Origin of the sequence: Myxococcus sp. CA005, assembly GCF_006518205.1 — a bacterium.
Classification (GTDB): Bacteria; Myxococcota; Myxococcia; order Myxococcales; family Myxococcaceae; genus Myxococcus; species Myxococcus xanthus.
The window spans coordinates 54,156-75,455 of record NZ_SRLV01000009.1 but is presented as its reverse complement, the minus strand read 5'-3'; the positions used below and the strand labels follow the sequence as shown (position 1 = coordinate 75,455).

The 21,300-nt window shown below is 67.9% G+C and carries 10 protein-coding genes and 1 tRNA gene; 7 read left to right on the top strand and 4 right to left on the bottom strand.

What is annotated here, in order from left to right:
* Window positions 1-2: 2 nt before the first annotated feature.
* From FMQ63_RS05825 to FMQ63_RS05810, 4 genes are all read right to left on the bottom strand, one after another.
* On the bottom strand, window positions 3-1,223 hold the full coding sequence (locus FMQ63_RS05825) for a fibronectin type III domain-containing protein (protein WP_020478478.1): 1,221 nt from the start codon (window positions 1,221-1,223) through the stop codon (window positions 3-5).
* Between the two features lie 204 nt (window positions 1,224-1,427).
* Window positions 1,428-1,501: transfer RNA gene (locus tag FMQ63_RS05820), tRNA-Arg, on the bottom strand.
* A 123-nt stretch (window positions 1,502-1,624) separates the two neighbouring features.
* Window positions 1,625-7,375: an Ig-like domain-containing protein gene (locus FMQ63_RS05815; protein ID WP_143049093.1), complete on the bottom strand. Its 5,751-nt coding sequence runs from the start codon at window positions 7,373-7,375 to the stop codon at window positions 1,625-1,627.
* A 27-nt stretch (window positions 7,376-7,402) separates the two neighbouring features.
* The gene (locus FMQ63_RS05810; RefSeq protein WP_011554785.1) at window positions 7,403-9,250 is read right to left on the bottom strand and encodes an OmpA family protein; all 1,848 of its coding nucleotides are present in this window, start codon (window positions 9,248-9,250) and stop codon (window positions 7,403-7,405) included.
* A 248-nt stretch (window positions 9,251-9,498) separates the two neighbouring features.
* Between FMQ63_RS05810 and tssI the strand changes: the two genes are divergently transcribed.
* From tssI to tssA, 7 genes are all read left to right on the top strand, one after another.
* Window positions 9,499-11,745: a type VI secretion system tip protein TssI/VgrG gene (gene tssI, locus FMQ63_RS05805; protein ID WP_228556367.1), complete on the top strand. Its 2,247-nt coding sequence runs from the start codon at window positions 9,499-9,501 to the stop codon at window positions 11,743-11,745.
* Between the two features lie 145 nt (window positions 11,746-11,890).
* A complete protein-coding gene (gene tssJ / locus FMQ63_RS05800; RefSeq protein ID WP_011554787.1) occupies window positions 11,891-12,508 on the top strand; it encodes a type VI secretion system lipoprotein TssJ in 618 nt (205 codons plus the stop codon).
* Entirely contained in the window at window positions 12,505-13,872 is a 1,368-nt protein-coding gene (tssK, locus tag FMQ63_RS05795) for a type VI secretion system baseplate subunit TssK (protein WP_011554788.1), read from the top strand. Before tssJ ends, tssK begins: the two co-directional genes overlap by 4 nt.
* A gap of 15 nt (window positions 13,873-13,887) precedes the next feature.
* Window positions 13,888-14,604, top strand: a complete 717-nt coding sequence (locus tag FMQ63_RS05790; RefSeq protein WP_011554789.1) for a DotU family type IV/VI secretion system protein — start codon at window positions 13,888-13,890, stop codon at window positions 14,602-14,604.
* Window positions 14,604-18,296: a type VI secretion system membrane subunit TssM gene (gene tssM, locus FMQ63_RS05785; protein ID WP_216608583.1), complete on the top strand. Its 3,693-nt coding sequence runs from the start codon at window positions 14,604-14,606 to the stop codon at window positions 18,294-18,296. The genes FMQ63_RS05790 and tssM overlap by 1 nt, the downstream gene beginning before the upstream one ends.
* Before the next feature lies 1 nt (window position 18,297).
* Entirely contained in the window at window positions 18,298-19,230 is a 933-nt protein-coding gene (tagF, locus tag FMQ63_RS05780; protein ID WP_011554791.1) for a type VI secretion system-associated protein TagF, read from the top strand.
* A gap of 15 nt (window positions 19,231-19,245) precedes the next feature.
* Window positions 19,246-21,270, top strand: a complete 2,025-nt coding sequence (gene tssA, locus FMQ63_RS05775; protein WP_011554792.1) for a type VI secretion system protein TssA — start codon at window positions 19,246-19,248, stop codon at window positions 21,268-21,270.
* The last annotated feature ends 30 nt before the right edge of the window (window positions 21,271-21,300 follow it).

Genomic DNA, 21,300 nt, shown 5'->3' with positions numbered 1-21,300 from the left:
TCCTATGGACGCGCGGGCTGGGTGAAGCAAGTGAGGTCGGCGGACGACCCGAACCCGACGGCACTCCGCGCGGAGATGAAGAAGTAGAGGACCCTGCCGTCGTTGGGAATGTCCGTGAGGTGGTAGCTCAAGTCAGTGGTGTACCAGTCCGTGCTGTTCCCATTGACGACAGCGTTGATGCGGTACTCCGTCACGGGGTTGCCGTAATCGAACTCCGGTGGCTCCCACGAAAAGGAGATCCATCCGTCGCCCCCCTGGCACATCGCATTGAGCGGCATGGAGGGGGCTCGCGTGGGCATGGCGGCGATGCGCTCCGAGACCCCGCCCCAGCCCGCCGCGTTCTCCGCCTCAACGGTGAAATGGTAGGTCGTGGCGTTCTCCAGTTCTTCCACGAGCGTGCCCGTCGCGGCGGTATCCACGGTGCGAATCACCTCGTCCCCCAGGTACACCGTCACCCGGTAGGAGGTGATGGGGCTGCCGCCCGTGTCCTCGACGCTCCAGGCCAAGCGCACCCGCTGACCACTGGGGAAGACCGTGACGACAGGCACGCCGGGCGTCGTATAGGGCGTCGCCTCGATGGAGGCCTCGGGCCCCCGTGAATGCCCGTTGGAGGCAACGACGACGAATCTCACCGCCATCCCGTTGGTCAGCGGGTGAAAGGTCTTCCCCAACTCGGTCGCGGGCACCCTCACCATCTCGCCTTCCTGCGCGCCGAAGTAGGGCGTGATGAAGTAACTGTCCAGCGGCATGCCCTTGTCATCCGCGGCATCCCAGCTCAGCGTCACACGTTGGTCGCTCTCGACGGCCACCAGGTTCCGCACCGCACCGGGCGTCACATGGGGGACCACTCGGTCGGAGCGCCCCGAAGCGGCACTGTTGCCACGGGCATTCCTGGCGACGACGCTGAAAGCGTAGGCGGTTCCATTCGTCAGGTCCGTGATGACGGCCCGGGACTCGGACGCGGGCGCCGTCACCACGCGGACCTCCGCAGCGTCCGAGTGCACATGCACCGCATAATCGAGGAGCGCGCTCCCTCCGTCCGAAGGGACATCCCACGTCACGGTGACCTGGCCGTCGCCTGGCACCGCGATCACCAACGAGGGAGCCTGCGGCACTGTCGCCTGGGGCTCCTGCGAGGGCGGCCGCTCATCGAAGCCACCACATCCCAGTCCCATCATCACGCCCCAACACAGCGCAGCCACCAGTCGGATTCGTCCGTTCATCTTGACACTCCTCCCCCCGGAAACCGGGAAATCGCTGCGTACCGCAGGAGGACCGCCACCGGGAAGAGTCCGTGACGACCCAGCCTCTTGGAAGGACGGAACCCTACTTCCAAGGTGGGCAATCGATGGGCGGAGATTCCGAAGAGGGGTCAGCGCCCGGGATTGATGAGGAACAATCTCAAGAATCCCGGGCACTTCCACCAGCGCGCGATGCAGGATTCGAACCTGCGGCCTTTGGCTCCGGAGGCCAACGCTCTATCCAGCTGAGCTAATCGCGCAACCGACATCCGGATGAAGCGGGGCGACAAGTAGCCGAAGTCCCCCGCCGAAGCAAGCACGCAATCCTACAACGGACGCCAGATGACGTGCCATCCCTCCAGGGCGGAATGCGCCCCGTCCGCTCACACGCGGCGCCTCCGGGCAGCCATCAGCACCAGTACGCCCCACCCCAGGAGCAGAAGGGGCGCACTCCCCCGCCCTCCCGCGGCACAGCTCAATCCGCCACCGCGGGAACTGACCGCCCGGATGATGTTGATGGAGGGATCCACCTTGAAGGCGCTCTCTGCCGAGCGCTCGCTTTCGTTCCCCGCGGCATCCCGGGCCAAGGCACTGAATCGGTGGTCTCCCTCGCTGATGGCCCGGGTCAACGTCAGGCGCCACTGCCCGGTGGGTTCGACACGCGCACTGCCAAAGTCGAGCCCGTCAACGAAGAGCAGAACCTCACTCCCAGGCTCGGCGCTTCCCTGGAACGTCGGCGTGAGCGAGCCCACGACCGCCTCGGGCGCGGGCGAACTCACCACCGGCACCAGGGGAGGCGTCGTGTCCAAACGCCAGACATGCACCGCAGGCGTTGCATCCACGTTGCCAGCCTCATCGCGAGCACGAACCTCGATGCGGTGCTCGCCTTCCGGCACGCCATCCCACGTGTACGCAGGGGGACAGTTGTCGAACGCAGCACCGTCGATGCTGCACTCGAAATTCACGAACGACTCGTCGGACTCGAAACGGAAGACCGCCCGCGCCACGTTCGTATCCGCGACAGGCATTTCAATGATGTTGGTCGTCGGTGCCACCGAGTCCACGCGCCACTCGTGCGCGCCCTGCACATCCGCGACGTTGCCGGCGCGGTCGACGGCACGCACCGCGAACGTGTGAAGTGCATCCCCCACCGTGACTTCATGAGAGTTGGGGCCAGTACACGACGCGAAGGCACCGCCATCCAGGCTGCACTCGAACGTCGTGCCTACCTCATTCGATTCGAACTGGAAGACCGCGCGCGGCTGATTCGTCAGGTGTGGCGGGGCCGCGGTGAGTCGAGTTTCCGGCTTCGTCGCGTCGACAGTAAACGTTCGAAAGGCTTCCGCACCGTCGTTGCCTACGGCATCGGTCAGCGAGACGGCCAGCACATGGGGCCCATCCGCCAGTTGCACCGGGCTTTCGAAGCTCCACGACAACGACTGCTCCGAGACCTGGAACGTGCCTACGATGTCGCCATCCATCTTGATGATGAAGGTTCCGCGTTCGGAAACGCGTCCACTGAATTGAGGCCACTGGACGTTGAAGTAGACATCGTTCTGAGCAGGAACGTTGATGACCGGCGCCACCGGCCCCGTCAGGTCGACGGTCCAGTTATAAACCGAGGGCGACGAGGCCTCTCGCCCCCCTCCTCGGGCCCACACTCTCAAGGTGTGTCCCCCTTCGGCAAGTCCCGTATACGGCTTGGTCGGCGACTCCGAGGTCGCGCAGTCTTCCTCACGCGGCTCGTCGTCCAACTGGCACGCATAGATCACGGTGGTCAGATTGGAGGTGAAGCTGAACGACGCGCTGGTTTGCCGAGTCACCGTCGGGGGCGCCGTCTGAAAATAGGTCACCGGGTCCCCCACCACCAACCTCCAGATGTGGTTGGCCGGGGTCTCATCCCGGTTCCCAGCCGCATCGACAGCCCGGATGAGCATGCTGTGATCACCCTCCGCATAGACCGGGATGCCTGGAGGATTCGGGAGGGCAAAGGGACTCTCGCATGGCAAGAAGTCTCGTCCGTCATAGCTACACTCGAAGCCCACGACGTCCGTATCGTTATCCCCTCCGCGGAACGCGAAGGCCGTCGTCGGCTCGCCCGTCAACGCGTCCGGCTTGGACGTGATCACCGTGTCCGGAGGATCTCGGTCCACCGTCCATGTCGCACCAGCGGGCGTGGCATCTACATTGCCCGCGGCATCCACGGCTCTTGCCCAGAGTGTGTACGTGCTGGTGATCAACTCGGACGTCAGGTGTGAGGCCCCGCAGGCCTCCCAGTCCTCATCATCTTCTTCAGGCATCGTGGTCGACGAAGGTCGAACCAGGATGCACTGGAAGCCCACCACGTCTGTGTCGGGAGACGACAGGTTGAACCGGGCACGCAGTGCATTGCTCGGTGAATCCACCAAGGCCACCACTTGTGTGTCCGGACGAACCTTGTCCGTCCGCCACGAGTAGGCGGCCGGCGTCGGGTCCACGTTGCCCGCCGTATCTCTCGCCCGAACCAGGAACCGGAACGGCGCATCCGCACCCGGTGTCTGAACGATGATTCCACTCGTGCACGTGGCGAAGGGCGCCCCATTCAGGCTGCACTCGAAGGTGGCCTGCGGGTCGTTCGAGCTGAACGTGAAGGGCACCGAAGTCTGGTTGTTCACCGGCGCGGGCAGTGGCGCCGTGAGCTCCGTATCCGGAGGCTCCAGGTCCACCCGCCACTCATGGCTGGCAGGCATGCCATCCACGTTCCCCGCCGCATCCACCGCCCGAACCCACAGCCGGTAGGTGGTGTTGTGCGTCAACTCGGGCGTCAGGTACGAGGCAGCACAGCCCGCCCAACGCGCGTCCTCTTCGTCCGGCATCGGCGCTGTCGACGGCGACGCCAGAATGCACTCAAAGCCCACCACGTCCGCGTCAGGAGAGTTGAAGTCGAAGCCCGCCTGCAGCGCGTTGCTCAAGCTGCCCATCGTGGTGTGCAACACCGTGTCCGGACGAACCTTGTCCGTCCGCCACGAGTAGGCGGCTGGCGTCGGGTCCACGTTGCCCGCCGTATCCCTCGCCCGAACCAGGAACCGGAACGGCGCATCCGCACCCGGTGTCTGAACGATGATTCCACTCGTGCACGTGGCGAAGGGCGCCCCATTCAGGCTGCACTCGAAGGTGGCCTGCGGGTCGTTCGAGCTGAACGTGAAGGGCACCGAAGTCTGGTTGTTCACCGGCGCGGGCAGTGGCGCCGTGAGTTCCGTATCCGGAGGCTCCAGGTCCACCCGCCACTCATGGCTGGCAGGCATGCCATCCACGTTCCCCGCCGCATCCACCGCCCGAACCCACAGCCGGTAGGTGGTGTTGTGCGTCAACTCGGGCGTCAGGTACGAGGCAGCACAGCCCGCCCAACGCGCGTCCTCTTCGTCCGGCATCGGCGCTGTCGACGGCGACGCCAGAATGCACTCAAAGCCCACCACGTCCGCGTCAGGAGAGTTGAAGTCGAAGCCCGCCTGCAGCGCGTTGCTCAAGCTGCCCATCGTGGTGTGCAACACCGTGTCCGGACGAACCTTGTCCGTCCGCCAATCGTACCTGGCGGGCGTCTTGTCCACATTGTTCGCCGGGTCCTTCGCCCGAACCAGCAGCGTGAACGAAGCCTCCAGTTCCGTCGTCGCGATGCTGCTTCCACTCGTGCATGGAGAAAAGCCCGCACCGTTCAAGCTGCACTCGAAGATGACATTCGACTCGTTCGAGCTGAAGGTGAAGGTCACCGATTCAAGGTTGTTCACCGGCTCGGGCAGCGTCCCCGTGAACTCCGTGTCGGGGTCGCGCAGGTCCACCGTCCACGAATAAGTGGCAGGAGTGTCATCCACGTTCCCCGCCGCATCCACCGCCCGAACCCACAGTGTGTTCGCAGTGTTGTCTGACCGAGTAGGCGCGACATAGGGATTCGTGCACGCGGCCCATCGGCTGTCGGTCTCCAGGGGAGCCGTCGTTGCTCCAGGAGGGACCAGGATGCACTCAAAGGTGGCGTTCGCCTCCGTCGTGAATCGGAACACCGGGTTGACCACGTTGGAAGCCCCCCCCGGGGTGCCGTTAGCGGCGAATTCGGTTTCGGGGCGCGTCCAATCCACGAGCCAGGAATATCGAGCGGGTGTTGGATCCCGGTTCCCCGCCGCGTCATGAGCACGGACCCACATCGTGTACGTCAATCCATCCGTGAGCGTCGTCGTCGTGGTGTAAGGACTGTCGCAAGGCTCCCAACCCGTGGAGGGAGCCGTCGTGCCAATCCCTGACACCACCTGGCACTGGTAAGTGATACCCGTCAGCTCGTTCGATGCGAAGGTGAAGCTCACCGAGGACAGCCTGGAGGGAGAAGCCGGAACTCCGTTCTCGGCGAAGTACGTATCGGGGGCTTCTGTGTCGACCGTGAAGGCACGCGAGGCGCTCGGCGCGCCTTGCAGCCCCTGGGCTTCCGTCACGGCCACGAGGTGCGTAATTTCTCCCGTTTGCAATGGCCGGGAGAGCGTCAGGGAGAAACTCCCGTTGCTCCCAACAACGCCGCGTCCGTACTCCACCCCGGACACAACGCCCCCCTCGAGCGCGTAGATGACCACTTCCGAGTTCGCCGTGCTGATGCCACTGAGCGTGGGGAGGGGGTTATTCGTCACGATGGAGCCAGCGGGGACCGTGATGGTCGGTTGAGCCGGGGCAACGAACTCCGTACCCATGAGGGTCGCGGTGCCCGCATAGGGAAACGAGCTGTTGCCCGGCACCGCGTCATGATGGTTTCCCGCCACAGCGAGGCCAGCAACACCACTCGCGACGTTGACCGCGCATGTCGCCGTGTTTCGGGACTGGAAGAGCACCCGGCCTCCGCCTCCGCCTCCGCCTGGTCCTCGCAACCCCTCTCCACCATGCGTCGTGGCCCCGCCAGCGCCGCCTCGGACGTCGAGGAAGTTGCTGGCACCACATGGCGTTGCGTGCAGGAAGCGGGCGTGAATGGTGCCACCGGCACCACCACCTCCCGCTCCGTCCTCGTTGCTCGCGACGCCCGCATCACCGGAGGCGTCCAACATTCCCCCTGACAAGGATTGCGCCCGGACGAAGATGATTCCGCCGCCGTGACCACCCCGAGGCGTCGGCGACGCGCTCCGACCATGGCCCGCGCCTCCGCCGCCACCCATGAGGAGCTGCATCAAGGGTGAAGCGTTGAGCGCAGCGCCCCCTTGCCCCGCGGCTGCTCCCCGTCCCTCATCGGATGCACTGTCCGAACTCCCCCCGCGCCCTCCCGCGCCTGCATTGCCACCGCCGCCGCCACCCGCGCGAAGACAGACGCCGCCGCCGCCGCCGTTGGCGACATTGTCCACACCCCGGGGTGAATTCGCGGCGGCGTTCAGGCCTTCGCCGCTGAACGCTCGCGTCGAATCGGGCCGCCCGCTCGCGGGACATCCCTTGATGGGTTGGTCATTCCCGTCGACCGCGATGTCCGCCACGTACGTGCCACCGTGAAAGCCCGCGCCCTTCGCACTGAGCTTGCTCCCGGTACCCAGCGTGACAGCGCCCGTCGCCAGGAAGGCAAGCACACCGCCGGTGTACGTTTCGGGGTCCCAGTTCCCGGCGCGAACGACCGCGTTGTTGGTGAGCGTCAGCGCCGTGTACTCCGGCACCCGGACCACCTGGGTCACGTCCGCAGCGTAGGAGTACTTCAGCGGCCGGTCCAACGTCAGCGTGAGCTCATCCTCCACGCTGCGGTTGACGTTGGTGATTCGTGCCAGTTCCCACCGCCCCACCGCGCTTCCCTCGAGACTGATGGGCGCGGCGCTCCCAACGGCCGCTGCGGGAACCAAGCCAGTCGTCTGGATGATCATCACCAGGTCGCCGTCGGTGCCTCCCCCAGGCCCATTGAAGTCGGGGACGTTGGACCCCGACTGGGAGGTGATGGTCGCAAGTGACGTCTTGAGGGTCGTGTCCCCTGGCGCCAGCGGCTCCAGGACCTGGGCGTAGTTGTTGATGACCGTGCCACCCGACCCGCCGCCGATATTCCGGGCGCCATCCTGGCCATTCCCCACCAGATAGGTATCCGGGCCCGGCAGGGCCGGCAGGGCCCAGAGCCCCACAGCCACCATCAGCACCTTCGTCAGAGCATTCGTTCTCATCGAGATGGTTCTCCGCGGAGGCGCACGTCAGCGCTGACCGCGCTCGGACTTGTCTTGCTGTGGGTCCGCCAGCAGGAACTCCACGCGGCGGTTGTTCTCACGGCCGTTCGACGTCGCGTTGCTGTCGATGGGGCGCTCCTGACCGTAGCCCAGGGCCTTCAGCCGCTCGGGCGCGATATCCCGGCCGATGAGGTACTGGCGCACGGCCTCCGCACGCCCCTGCGACAGGCGGCGGTTGTCGTCCGGGAAGCCCCGGTCGTCCGTGTGCGCGCCCACCACGACGAGCGGAATCTCCGGGTGCTCTCGGATGACGCGCGCCACCCAATCCAGCAATTCATAGGAGCGCTTCTGGATGCGTGCCTGCGTCGGCTCGAAGAAGACCTTGCCCATCACCACCAGGCGGTCCGGACGAATCTCCACCAGCGGCAGGATGTGCAGCGGGCAGCCCAGGTTCTTGGCGTCCCCCGGCTCATTCACACAGCTGTCCGCGCGGTTGGGCACGCCATCCTTGTCCGTGTCCGACTCCGGGCAGCCATTGCGCTCGATGGGACCGGCCTCGTTCGGGCACTCGTCCTTGTCGTTGTCGATGCCGTCGCCGTCGGTGTCCCGCACCGGGCAGCCCCGGTTGTCCGCGGGCCCCGGGTCCGACGGGCAACTGTCGATTTCGTCGGGGACCTCGTCACCGTCCTGGTCCGGAATCGGGCAGCCCTGGCGCGCGGCGGGACCGTGCTCCAGCGGGCAGCCGTCCAACATGTCTTCGATTCCGTCGCCGTCCGTGTCCTGAGCCGAGCACCCCTGGCGCGCCACGTCTCCCGGCACCAGCGGGCACTTGTCGTCGGCGTTACGCACGCCGTCGCCGTCCTCGTCCATGTCCGGGCACTCTTGAATCTTCGCCTCGGGCGGCAGCCCCATCTCACACCGGACCGAGGACTCACCCGGGCCCCGCGGCGGCGTCACGTTGCCGAAAGCCCCGCCCACCATCAGCCGGAACAGCGGCGTGCCGGGCGCCGCGCCCACGCCCACGCCCGCCAGCGCGAACATCTCCAGCGACGAGCCCACCAGGTAGCGAGCGCCAGGAAGCAACTCCACCGAGGTCGGCTGATCCGTCAGCGGCAGCATGCCCCGGACGTTGAGCTCCCAGCGCAACCGCTTGCCCGTCGTGGCCAACGCCACGCCCAGGCGCAGCTCCTGGCCCACCTCATCCTCGGTTTCGCCCGTGCGGTCCGTCAGCAGCACGCGCGGGCGCTGCAGATAGCCAACCTCCAGGCCCGCGCGGATGAAGCCGAAGTGCCGTCCCACCATCACCCGCGGCGACAAGCGGAGCCCGCTATCATCGCGGGCAAAGGCCCCCTCGCTGCCCAGCGGCAGCCCCGCCGCCACATCCAGGGCCAGGTCCACCCCACCCGCTTCCGTCTGCCTCAGCAAGCCGAAGCGCGCGCTCACCACCGGCGTGGACAGCGCCTGACTGGCGGGCACGGCAATCCCATAACGCGCCATGCCAACGTCATCGCCGCCCTGGAACGCCACCATGGGAACCTGCAGGCCCACCTGGAGCCAGTCCAACGGGGCATACGCGGCAGCCAGATGCGCCGTGGTGCGTCCAGAGACGATGGCCACCTCGGGCTGCTCGCGAATGAGGTTGTCCATGTAGACGAGCGGCTGATGTGCGTAGTGCATCATCACCGTCGCGCGGAACGCCCCCACGGGAAGCAGTTCGCCCATGCCGACGAGGAGCGAACCCTCCGCGCCGGGATTCAGCTCCAGGCGCTCCAGGTCGAAGCCTCGCAACACGGGTGCTTCCTGCGCCCCGGCGGACAGCGACGTCAGCGCGAGTGCCAGCGCGAGCCCGCGGTGCAGGAGCTCTTTTCTTCTCATGGTTCTCCCCGAAGCCGTCTGGGTACCCCGGGAAGACCCGCAGTTTCAAGCCAGCCCCCCTTTTCCACTCTACACCGAAGTCCGACCTGGAATGGGGTCGCTCCAGTGCCAGCGCACGTCCGCAATGAAAATTTCGTGTCAGGCCCCCCTGGTACGCCAATTCGTGGCATGCTGCCGCACCACAATCGGGCCCAATCCCATGGACGAGGCCCCGCGCTGGGGGACTGTGGATGATCGCGAACGCCGCCTTGAAAGCCAACCAGGCTGAGTTCGAGTTCCAGGCAGGGCCCTTCACCGCCGGAGAGCTGGCCGTCCTTGGCTTTGAAGCCGAGGAGACGCTGTCCCAGCCCTACGCGGTGGAGGTCGCACTGGCCGCCCGGCCGGACGTGGACGTGGATGAGAAGGCGCTGCTGGGCCAGGACGCGCGGCTCACCGTCATGCTCGGAGACGGCACCGCGCGCTTCTTCCACGGCATCGTGTCGCGCATGTCACGGTGGGATGAAGGCAATGGCCCGGAGCGCCGCCGCTACCGCGCCACCGTGGTGCCGCGGCTGTGGACGCTGCGCCACCGCCGCAAGAGCCGCATCTACCAGGAGATGACCGTCCCGGACATCGTCCACAAGGTGCTGGATGAAGCCAAGGTGGAGCACCGGCTGGCGCTCACCGGCGAGTACCCCAAGCGCGACTACTGCGTGCAGTACCGCGAGTCCGACCTCGACTTCGTGTCCCGCCTCTTGGAGGAAGAAGGCATCTTCTACTTTTTCGAGCACGGCGAGGACGCCCACATGATGGTGATTGGCGACGGCGCCTCCGCCAATCCCGAGATGCAGGGCGAGTCCAAGCTTGTCTTCCGCGAGCGCAGCCAGATGGTCGCCTCGCAGGAGTACGTCCACGAGCTGGTCTCCCGCATGGAGGTGCAGCCCGGCGCGGTGGCCCTGCGCGACTACAACTTCCTGCGTCCCGCCCAGGACCTGGGTGCCAGCTCCGAGGCAGAGGACGGCGAGGCCGCGCTCGAAATCTACGACTACCCCGGCCGCTATGAAGAGCCCGCGCCCGGCCGCAGCCTGGCGAAGGTGCGCCTGGAGGAGCTGCGCGCGCGGGCGGAGACGGTGACGGGCGCCAGCTACAGCCGCCGCATCTGCGTGGGCCACTCCTTCGAACTGGCGGAGCACCCGGACGAGTCCGCCAACCGCAAGTACCTGCCCGTCTCCGTGCGGCACCTGGGCCACCAGTCGGAGGCGCTGAGCATCGAGCAGGGCTCGCTGCGCAGCCGGGAGGACTACCGCAACGAATTCCTCTGCCAGCCCGCGGAGGTGCCCTTCCGCCCGCCGCGCGTGACGCCGCGGCCGGTGATTCCGGGCGCGCAGACGGCCATCGTGGTGGGCCCCAGCGGTGAGGAGATCCACACCGACGAGCACGGCCGCATCAAGGTCCAGTTCCACTGGGACCGCGAGGGCAAGAACAACGACAAGAGCTCGTGCTGGATCCGCGTCAGCCAGGCCTGGGCGGGCCCGGGCTGGGGCGCCCTGTACCTGCCGCGCATCGGCCATGAGGTCGTCGTCGAGTTCCTCGAGGGCGACCCGGACCGGCCCATCGTCACCGGCAGCGTCTACAACGGGGCGAATCCGACGCCCATCGACCTGCCCGGCAGCAAGACGCAGAGCACGCTGCGCTCCAGCTCCAGCCCCGGCGGCGCGGGCTCCAACGAGCTGCGCTTCGAGGACGCGGCCGGCAGCGAGCTCGTCTATCTGCACGCGCAGAAGGACTTCAACATCGTCGTGGAGAACGACAAGACGCAGGAGGTCCGCGGCAACGAGACGTTGCTGGTGCGCAAGGACCGCTCCCGCGTCATCGAGGGCAACCAGGCCCTGCTGGTGAAGAAGAACGACGACAGCACCGTCACCGGCAACCAGACGCTGGCCGTCACGCAGAATCGCTCCACCACCGTGGGCGGCAACCACACCGAAGCGGTGGCCGGGGACCAGTCCATCAGCGTCAGCGGCAACCAGGCCCTCACGGTGGCCATGGCCTCCGCGGAGACGGTGGCCCTGGGGAAGATGCTCAACGTGGGCGGCGCGCTCGCCGTCACCGTGGGCGCCGCCTTCAACGAACTGGTGGGCGGCCTCAAGTCCGAACAGGTGGGCGGCGCCAAGGTGGAGGTCGTCGGCGCCAAGAAGTCCGAGACGGTCAAGGGCGCCCGCACGCTCCAGGTCGGCGGGGACCTCTCCGAAGAGGTGGGTAAGTCCCGCACGCTCAAGGTGGACAAGGACATGCTGGTCAGCGTGGCCGGCAAGGTGAACCACGCCGCCAAGGACGCCTACACACTGTCCGCAAAGGAAATCTCACTGGTTGCCCAGGAGCAGTTCACCCTCAAGGTTGGCTCCGCCACGCTCCAGGTGAAGAAGAACGGGGACGTGGTCATCAAGGGCGCCAAGATTGAGGTCACCGCGACGGGCGACGTCGTCATCAAGGGCTCCAAGATTTCCGAGAACTAGGAGCAGACAGGGAACCGCCATCTGGGGTGGCTTGAATCCTGTCCGTCCTGTCTGGCAGTTTACGCTTCGCACGGAAGTTGTAAGGACCCGTGCGTTCTTTCAAGGAATACGAATCTTGGCGCTAGGACACACAGGCGCCGGTCGGGTGTGGAGTGCCGGCCGGAACCTCCGGTGGGGTGTGGTCATCGCGCTCGCGGCCGCCTTGAGCGGGAGCGCGGGCTGCGTGAAGCGTGTGCCCCAGGCGTGTGAGACGCCGCCGCCGTTCCAGGTGGTGGTGGATGCGTCGGAGCAGCTCAATCCCGACGCGCGCGGGCGCTCGCTGCCCACCGTGGTGCAGATCGTCCAGCTCAAGGACAGCGTCCGGCTGGAGCGCGCGGGCTTCAAGGACCTGTGGGGCAAGCCGGAGGAGTTCCTCAAGGAGGACCTGCTCCAGGTGGCCGAGCTGGTGATTCCGCCCGGCCGCCAGGTGAAGCGCTGGGTGCAGCGTGATCCGAAGGCCCGCTTCGTCCTGGCCATGGGGCACTTCCGGCAGCCGCTGGGCTATTCGTGGCGAACGGTGGCGGCGCTCCCCGTGGTGGAGGAAGCGCGCTGCGTGGAGCGCCCCGCGGGTGACCAGGGCGACCCGAAGCCGGGGGACGAGGTCTTCCGCTACCGGCTGCAAGGCTATCAGATTGACCTGATGTTCCGGCCCATGACGCAGGCGCCGGAGCCTCGACTCCAACCCCAAGCAGGCGACGGCGTGTCGCCGCGGAGAGGTGTATGAAGTCCGTGCAGCGAGTCGTCTGGTCGGAGGGCATGTTCATGAGCCCCCACCACCTCCAGCAGCAGGACCTCTACCACGAGCAACTGCTGGATCAGCGGCTGGCCTCGCTCGAACCGTATCCCTGGGGCGTCGTGGCCCTGGAGTTCGACATGGAGGCGCTGCGCGCCGGCCAGGTGCAGCTGACCCACTTCACCGGCATCCTCCCCGACGGGCTGCCGGTCTCCTTCGAGTCCGGAGACGCGGAGGCGCCGCCCGCTCGGCCCGCGGATGGCTACTTCCCGCCCGCCCAGCGCACCCTGGACGTGTACCTGGGCGTGCCGCGCGAACGCAGCGGCGTGGAGAGCTTCGGCAGCGGGGAGCGGCTGGGCAGCAGCCCGCGCTACACCCCCGCCTCCCGCCCCGTCAGTGATTTGACGGCCTCCACCTCCATCTCGCAGGTGGCCTTCGGTCAGCGCAACGTGCGCCTGCTGTTCGGCACCGAGCCGCGCGACGACTTCGAGTCCATCAAGCTGTGCGAGCTGTCCCGCGACCGCTCCGGCAACCTGATGCTGGTGGAGTCCTTCATCCCGCCGTGCCTGCGCATCGACGCGTCCCCGTTCGTCATGAACGAGCTGCGGACGATGTTGCGGCTGATGGTGTCCAAGCAGCGGCAGTTGTCCTCGCGGCGGCGGCACCGGGACGCCTCGGCGCTGGAGTTCACCGCGGGCGACGTGACGCTCTTCCTGGAGCTCAACGCGCTCAACGGCACCATCCCCTTCATCCAGCACGCGCTGGACGCGGGCAACCTGCGGCCCAGGGACTTGTACCTGGCGCTGGCGCAGTGCGCGGGGCAATTGTGCACCTTCTCCGTCAGCGCGGACCCGTCCACGCTGCCCACCTTCCAGTTCACCAACCTGCGCGCCACCTTCGAGGAGCTGTTCCGCCGCCTCTCCGAGCTGATGCGCGCGGTGGCGCTGGAGCAGTGCCTGTCGGTGGACCTGACGGCGGGCGCAGACGGCATGTTCCGCGGCCGGCTGGAGGACGACCGGCTGGAGCGCTGCGGCCACTTCATCCTCGCGGTGCGCAGCGAGCTGCCGGAGCGGGTGGTGGCCGAGCAGCTCCCCAAGCTGTCGAAGGTGGCCGCCTGGGAGGACATCCGCGCGCTGGTGCAGGCCGCCGCGCCCGGCGTGCCGCTGGCGGTGACGTACCGGCCACCGCCCGAAGTCCCCGTGCAGCCAGGCACCGTCTACTTCAGCCTCTCCATGAATGACGGCTACTGGAGGAACGTGATGCGGGACCGCAACCTCGCCATCTACCTCCCGCAGCCGTTCGACGCGAACCGAACGACCGTGGAACTGCTCGCGGTTCCCACCGCCAATCGCTGACGCCCCGAGCCGCCCATGGACCGAGTCACCGAAGCCACGAAGGATTGTTTCGACGCCGCCATCCAACTGCGCGGCTCCGAAGCCTCGGCGGTGCCCCCGCCCGAGACGCTGCACCACCGCCTTCGCGGCGTGGTGGACGAGACGCTGCGCCGCGCCGCCGTGCTGGGCTTCAGCCATCAGGATGCCCAGGACATGGCCTACGCGCTCGTGGCGCTCATCGACGAGGTCGTCCTGGGCCGCCCGGAGGAGTACCGACAGCTCTGGATGCCCCTCCAGCTCCACTACTTCAACGAGAACGTCGCTGGCGACGGCTTCTTCGCGCGCCTCAACACCGTGCGAAAGGACCCGCACCGGCACGAGGTGCTGCAGGTCTACTATCTGTGCATGCTCTTCGGCTTCCAGGGCCGCTACCGCATCCGCGGCGGCGAGCTGGAGCTGATGACGCTCATCGACACGGTGCAGAAGGACCTGGAGCGCGCGCGGCCCTTCGACTTCGACGTGCTGTCGCCGCACGGGGACCGGCCCACCGAATCGCTGCTCTCCAAGCGCAAGAAGGCGTCAATGGTGAGCATCTCCGCCGGGGCGCTCGCGGTGGCCGTCCTGTTCTACGGCGTGCTGCAGTTCTTCCTCAACGACAAGGTCGGTGAGCTGAGAAGCCGCATCGAGGTCCACGCGGCCCGCAACACGGCGACGAGCGCCAGCCAGACGCAGGCAACGGGGGGGGCGCAGTGATGGCGTACCTGTTACCGCTGTTGGGCATCGGCGCGCCGATGTTCGCCCTGATGACCTACCTGGGCCTCACCATGCAGCAGGCGGCCATCGTCGCCGCGCTCGCGGGCCTGCTGGCCGCCGGCGTGGTGTGGCTGGTCAAGCGCATCCGCGCGCGCGCCGCCGCCAAGAAGCTGGAGGGCGCGCTGGCGGCCCAGGCGGATGAGCAGGCCACCACCGTGCGGCCGGACCTGCAGCCTGAAATCAAGGCCATGCAGTCGGAGTTCACCAAGGCGGTGGAGGCGCTCAAGGCCTCCAAGCTGGCGCGCGGTGGCAAGGACGCGCTGGCGGTGCTGCCCTGGTACCTCATCGTCGGTCCACCGGGCGCCGGCAAGAGCACCGCGCTGCGCAACTCCGGGCTGAAGTTCCCGTATCTCTCCGCGCGCGGCGGCGTGCGCGGCGTGGGCGGCACGCGCAACTGTGACTGGTGGCTGACCAACGAGGCCGTGCTGCTGGACACAGCCGGCCGCTACACCAGCGCGGAAGAGGACCGGCCGGAGTGGCTGGCCTTCCTGGACACGGTGGCGAAGCACCGCCCCAGCCGTCCCATCAACGGCCTCATCGTGGCCATCAGCGTCAGCGAGCTGCTGAACGCGGACCCGCAGGCCGTGGGGGAGATGGGGCAGACCATCCGCGAGCGCCTGGATGAAATCACGACCCGGCTGAAGATGCTGGTGCCGGTGTACGTGATGATCACCAAGTGCGACCTGCTGCCCGGCTTCGTGGAGATGTTCTCCGACCTGTCGCGCGTGGAGCGCGGGCAGATCTGGGGCTTCACCGTGCCGCTGGAGCAGCAGCGCGAGGCGAGCACGGACCTGTTCCGCGAGCGCTTCGACCAGATGCTCTCCGTGCTGGAGCAGCGCTCGCTGCGCCGGCTGGGCCAGGAGCGCCGGCTGGAGACGCGCGAGAAGATCTACGGCTTCCCGCAGAAGTTCGACGCGCTCCGGAAGAACCTGGCGGAGTTCCTCCAGCCGCTCTTCCTGGAGAACGTGTTCCAGGACACGCCCGTCTTCCGCGGCCTCTACTTCAACAGCGGCACGCAGGAGCTGCGCCCGGTGGACAAGGTGTCCCCGTCCGCGGCGGAGATCTTCGGCAGCACCAACGGCCGGGCGCAGACGGATGGCGCCACGGACGGCCGCAGCTACTTCCTCTGGGACGTCTTCACCAAGGTGATGTTCCAGGACCAGCAGGTGGCCGTGCGCAGCTCGCTGGAGGAAGCGAGGGTGCGCCGCCAGCGGATGATGTTGGCCAGCGCGGCCTCCGCCGCCACGGTGCTGCTGCTGTCGCTACCCACGGTGTCCTTCTTCAAGAACCGCAACATGGCGGAGGCCGTCACCGAGGCCATCACCAGTGTGAATCTGGACCCGCGTGACGACATCCGCCGCGTCGAGGACCTGATTCCGCTGCGCAACCGGCTCCAGGAGCTGACGGAGTACGAGGAAGGCAGCGCCCCGGTGTTCATGCGCTTCGGCCTCTACCAGGGCCAGAAGCTGCTGCCGCAGGCGCGGCAGTTCTACAACGCGGCGCTGCGCAGGGTGCTGCTCGGCAAGCAGTTCGAGCTCATCCAGCAGCGCCTGGACACGTTCGGGAAGAACCCGGACCTGCTGACGGTGCGCAGCGACGAGGACTACAGCAAGCACTTCGACGCGTACCGCCAGTACTTCGACGACTTGAAGATGTACCTGCTGGTGACCACGCCCCGCGACCCGCGCGAGCCGGAGCTGGACGAACTGCAGCGCAAGTGGCTCCAGGACGAAATCGTCAAGCACTGGAAGCGCGTGCGGGGCGACGCGGTGGACGAGCGGGCCGTGGCGAACCACGCGGAGACGTTCCTGCTGATGCTCGCCAACGAGCAGATGCTCCCCGAGGAGCGGAAGCCGGCGCGCGAGCAGCGCATCGCCTTCGGCCGCGTCACCGGCGTGGTGCAGTCGGCGCGCCGCTCGCTCAACAACGTGCCCCTGGTGCGGTTGGAGCTGGCGCAGTTGGTGGCCAACATGAGCGGCGCGTACCCGGACGTGACGCTGGAGCAGCTCGTGGGCTCGGTGCCGCAGATGAGCGCCACCTCGCGCGTGCGGGGCGCCTTCACGCGCAAGGCCTACGACGACGTCATCCGCGAGCGGCTGGACCTGGCCTTCCAGGACCAGCAGTCGTGGGTGCTGGACCGCGATGAGAAGGTGGACACGGTGAGCTCGCGGCGCGAGCTGCGCACCCGCTACTTCGAGGCCTACACCCAGGAGTGGAAGGACTTCCTCGGCGCCATCCGTGTGCAGGCACCGGAGAACCTGACGCAGATGGAGAGCCTGCTGACGAACCTGACGCGTGGCAAGCCCAAGCCCTACGGGCGGCTGTTCCGCGCGCTCACGTACAACGTGGTGCTCGACAAGCGCGACGCCAAGGCGGCGGAGGCCGACACGGGCTTCCTGGCCAAGGCGGGGAAGCTGTTCGGCTCGGAGCCCGGGAAGGACGTGCCGCAGAAGCGCGAGCTGCTGAACGCCAACTCACCTTCCGGCGCCCAGGAAGTCACGGCCCGTGACCTGGAGCGCGAGTTCGCCTCGCTCATCCGCTTCGCCACGGAGACCTCCAAGACGGAGGACGGTGAGGAGTCCCTGACGGCGCTGGATTCGTATGAAGACCAGCTGGCCACCGTCCAGACGACGCTGCTGGCGGTGAAGGACAAGCCGGCCGAGTCCGGCCTGCTGTTGGACAAGATTGAGTCCACCCGCAACAACGTGGAGATGATGGTCCGCAAGCAGACGGACAACGTCGCCATCTTCGAGCGGCTGCTGCTGCCGCCGTTCCAGGAGATGCGCTCGGTGGTGTTCGTGGGCGTGGCCTGCAACAAGAGCAAGCTGTGGCAGGACCAGGTGGTGATGGCGTGGAGCAGCGCCTTCAAGGGCAAGTACCCGTTTGACCGCGCGTCGCAGGCAGACGCGCCGCTGCCCGAGGTCGCGGAGTTCCTGCGCCCCGAAGGCGGCCTGGTGCGCAAGTTCGTCAAGGAGCAGCTCCTGGAGGACGTGGTGGCCACCGGACGCCGGTGGGAGTTCACCTCGTCAGGCGGGGTCATGTACCGGCCTGACCTGCTCGGCTTCCTGGAGAAGACGGGCGCGCTCTCCACCACGCTCTTCCCCGGCGGCGACACGGTGGACCCGCTGGTCCGCTTCCAGGTGCGCCTGCGCCCGGGCGTCTCCGCGGACGGCATGGCTTCGCAGATTTCATCCATCACCCTGACGCTCGACGGGACGGACGAGACGTACCGCAACGGCCCGGACACGGTGTGGAAGCCGATGATCTGGCCCGGTCAGGCAGGCAAGCTCGGCGCCCGCATCACCGTGCAGAGCGCGGATGGCTCCACGGAGACGACGCTGGAGGCCGAGGGTGACTGGGGCCTGTTCCGCCTGCTGGAGCGCGTCAAGCGCATCGAGCCCAGCGCGGACGGCCGCTACTTCACCGCGACGTGGGAAATCGAGGAGATGAACGGCGCGCTGGTCTCCATCGACTTCCGTCCGGAGCGCACCGCCAACCCGTTCTTCGGGATGTCGGGCAACACGTCCAAGCTGCTGGCCATCTTCCGGGACCCGGGGTTGCAGCCGCCGACGACCATCGCTCGCAAAGGCGAGTGCGCGCCGCAGGCCATCGCGGCGGATAGGGTTCATTGACATGGCAGTGCAGTCTCCGCGCATCGGCCTGCTGGGCAAGACGCCCCGACAGGCCGAATTCATCCGCCACAACGCGGCCACCCCGCTGGCCCTCCAGCTCTACGGCTGGATGGAAGCGGGCGTGGAGCGTTCGCGAAGAGCCCGGGTGGACCTGCCCGCCGAGCCCGTCTGTTTCGTCTTCACCGCGCCCGGCCAGAAGCAAGCACTGGTGGGGCTGATGGCGCCCAGCCAGGACAGCGTGGGCCGGGCGTTCCCCCTGGCCGTCTTCACCGAGGTGTCCTCCGCGGAGACGGCCTCGCGGCTCGCGTTGACGCCCGAGGCGTACCAGCCCTTCCTGCGCGCCGCCGGTGCGCTGGCGCAGTCCGCCGCGGAGCTGGAGGTGCCACAGCTGCTGGAGCGCGTGGCGGCGCTGCCCCTGCCGGGGCCGGGGGACTACAGCCTCGCGAAGCGGCTGCTCAACGCCGTGCTGGCGGACCACCACACCGTGGACCTGCTGGGCCCGGTGGTGGAGGGCACGCCGGAAGGTGGGCGTTACTACGCGCTGCACACCTTCCTCACCGCGTGCGCGGGCGAGCGCGGCAAGGAGCAGTCACCGGCTGGCGTCACCCTGGACTGTCCGCTGACCACGCGCGTGGGACCCGTGGCCTGGCTGGAGCTGTCCTCGCGGCTGCTCAAGTGGACGCACCAGCCGCCGGCCTTCTTCTGGTCCGAGGGCGAGAAGCCCCGGCTGCTCATCAGCCTGGGAGCGGCCTCCCCGGCCCTCTTCCTCGCGCTGGCCCAGCCCAGCCGTCCGGGCGCCCAGGTGTGGCCGCTGCGCACCGAGCGCCCCGCCGCCATCGACAACGCGCGCAAGGGCCTCACGGCCTCGGCGCGACAGGTCATCGACGCGCCGTCCACCACCCTGGAACAGCTGTTGCAGACGCTTTCGCGCTGAAGCCCCACCACGCCTATGCCTCCCTCCCTGGAACAGCTTCGTGAACGTGCCCTCCCCTGGGCCGAGCCCGTGCCGGGGGCGTCCCCGGCCGGCGTGCAGGCGAAGCACGAGCCCGCATACGAGGCCGTCGCGCTGGAAGTCGCGAAGTTGGAGTCTCCGGCCAGCAACGCCGTGCGCTGGGATGACGTCGTCGAGGGCGCCAGCGAGCTGCTGAAGCACACCACCAAGGACCTCTGGCTCGCCTCGTACATGGCCTATGGCCTGTATGCCACGCGAGGCCTGGACGGCGCGGCCACCGGCACGGCCGTGCTCGCCGAGGTGACGGAGCGCTACTGGCAGGACCTCTTCCCGGAGGCGAAGCGGCTGCGCGGCCGAGCCAACGCCGTGGCCTGGTTCGTGGACCGGCTGGGCCGCATCCTGCCCACCGTAGACCAGGCCTCCGTGAGCGCGGAGCCCCTGGATGCGCTGGCGGTCGCGGTGAAGCGCCTGGCCCAGCTCTCACGCGAGCGGTTCTCCGACATGGCCCCCGCGTTCGGGCCGCTCCAGGATGCCATCGCCCGGCTCCGCGCCGGACTCCCCGAGCCCGAACCCGAGAGCGTACCGGATGGACGCACCGCGTCCTCGGAGGACGCAGACGCCTCGCAGCCGCCGGTGGATGGGACTGCGTCGTCCCAGGACGAGGACACCCCGTCCGGCGAGGATGGAGAGACCGTTGTGCGCGCGGCGGACTCCGCGAATGGCACGCGGCCAGGAGCGCCTTCGGACAGCGCTGAAACGCCCACGAACGGCAATGGCAACCGCTCCGCTCGGGAGGCGGGCAATGCCAGCGCCAACGGCAAACCTGCTCAAGCCAACGGTGCTGGAAACAGCGCCGCCCCGGGTAAAGGCAACACCGCCCCGGGCAATCCCACGGCGAAGAACGCCCCCGCCCCGGCCAAAATCAGCACCGCTCAGGGCACCGCCAAAGCCAGCGCAGCCAGCCAGGGCGGCGCCTCCGCCAACGGCACACCCGCACCACCGCGCGCCGCCATCGAAGTCCCGCCCCTCCCCGAGCTTCCCGCCGCCCCGGATCTGTCCAGCGTGGAGGCGATCACCGACTTCCTGCGCACCGTGGGCGGCGCGCTGCTGGGAGCCGCGGGCGCGCTGCGCCGGGCCAGCCCCGAGGATCCGCTCTCCTACCGCCTCAACCGCATGGGCCTGTGGTTGCACCTGACCCAGCCGCCCGCCACGGATGGCAATGGCCGCACCCAGATTCACCCACTGCCGGACCTGCTGGGAACCAAGCTGGAGACCCTGGAGCAGAACCAGCGCTGGGGCGAGCTGCTGGACGAGTCCGAGTCGGCCCTGGCCCGCCACCGCTTCACGCTGACGCTCCACCGGTACAGCGCCACCGCCCTGGAGGGGCTGGGTGCCGCGTACGCCGGGGCTCGCACCGCGCTGGTACAGGAATTGGCCATCCAGCTCCGCCGCATGACCGGCGTGGAGACGCTCATCTCCACCTTGGGAAGCCCGCTCACGGACGACGCCACCCAGGACTGGCTGCGCGACCACGTCCTCCGCGCGAGCGCGCCCCCACCCGCCCCTTCCGCCGCCGTGGCGTCGGTGTCCACGACCCTGGCGCTGGGGCCCCTGTCGCTGGGCCCGTCTGTCCATGCCGACAGCGCGGCGCTGGAAGCCGAAGCCCGCACGTTGCTGGAGGAAGGCCGTGTCCACGAAGCTGTCACCCGGTTGCAGGCCGCCGTCGCCGCCGCCAGCACCGGCCGCGCCCGCTTCATCTCCCGGCTGGAGCTGGCGCGGTTGTGTGCCAATGCGGGCCAGTTGCCGCTCGCGCGCGCCGTCTATGACGCGCTGGACGAAGAGGTCTCCGCCCACGCGCTCGACACCTGGGAGCCAGCGCTCGCCGCCGCGTGTCTGGAGGGGTGGCTGCAAACCCGCACCGAAGCCGAAAAGGAGTCTGGACCGGTGGCAGTGAAATTTCGAAACCGGTATCGTCGTCTAGCGTTGCTGGACTCTTCCGCCACGCTGCGCGTCGGCGCTTGAAAGACACCCGTCGTACCGCGGCGAAGCTCT

Excerpts from the sequence above, each read along its gene's own strand:
- FMQ63_RS05810 (WP_011554785.1), bottom strand. The coding sequence starts at position 9,250 with ATGAGAAGAAAAGAGCTCCTGCACCGCGGGCTCGCGCTGGCACTCGCG.
- FMQ63_RS05790 (WP_011554789.1), top strand. The coding sequence starts at position 13,888 with ATGGACCGAGTCACCGAAGCCACGAAGGATTGTTTCGACGCCGCCATC.
- tagF (WP_011554791.1), top strand. The coding sequence starts at position 18,298 with ATGGCAGTGCAGTCTCCGCGCATCGGCCTGCTGGGCAAGACGCCCCGA.
- tssK (WP_011554788.1), top strand. The coding sequence starts at position 12,505 with ATGAAGTCCGTGCAGCGAGTCGTCTGGTCGGAGGGCATGTTCATGAGC.
- FMQ63_RS05825 (WP_020478478.1), bottom strand. The coding sequence starts at position 1,223 with ATGAACGGACGAATCCGACTGGTGGCTGCGCTGTGTTGGGGCGTGATG.
- tssM (WP_216608583.1), top strand. The coding sequence starts at position 14,604 with ATGGCGTACCTGTTACCGCTGTTGGGCATCGGCGCGCCGATGTTCGCC.
- tssA (WP_011554792.1), top strand. The coding sequence starts at position 19,246 with ATGCCTCCCTCCCTGGAACAGCTTCGTGAACGTGCCCTCCCCTGGGCC.
- FMQ63_RS05815 (WP_143049093.1), bottom strand. The coding sequence starts at position 7,375 with ATGAGAACGAATGCTCTGACGAAGGTGCTGATGGTGGCTGTGGGGCTC.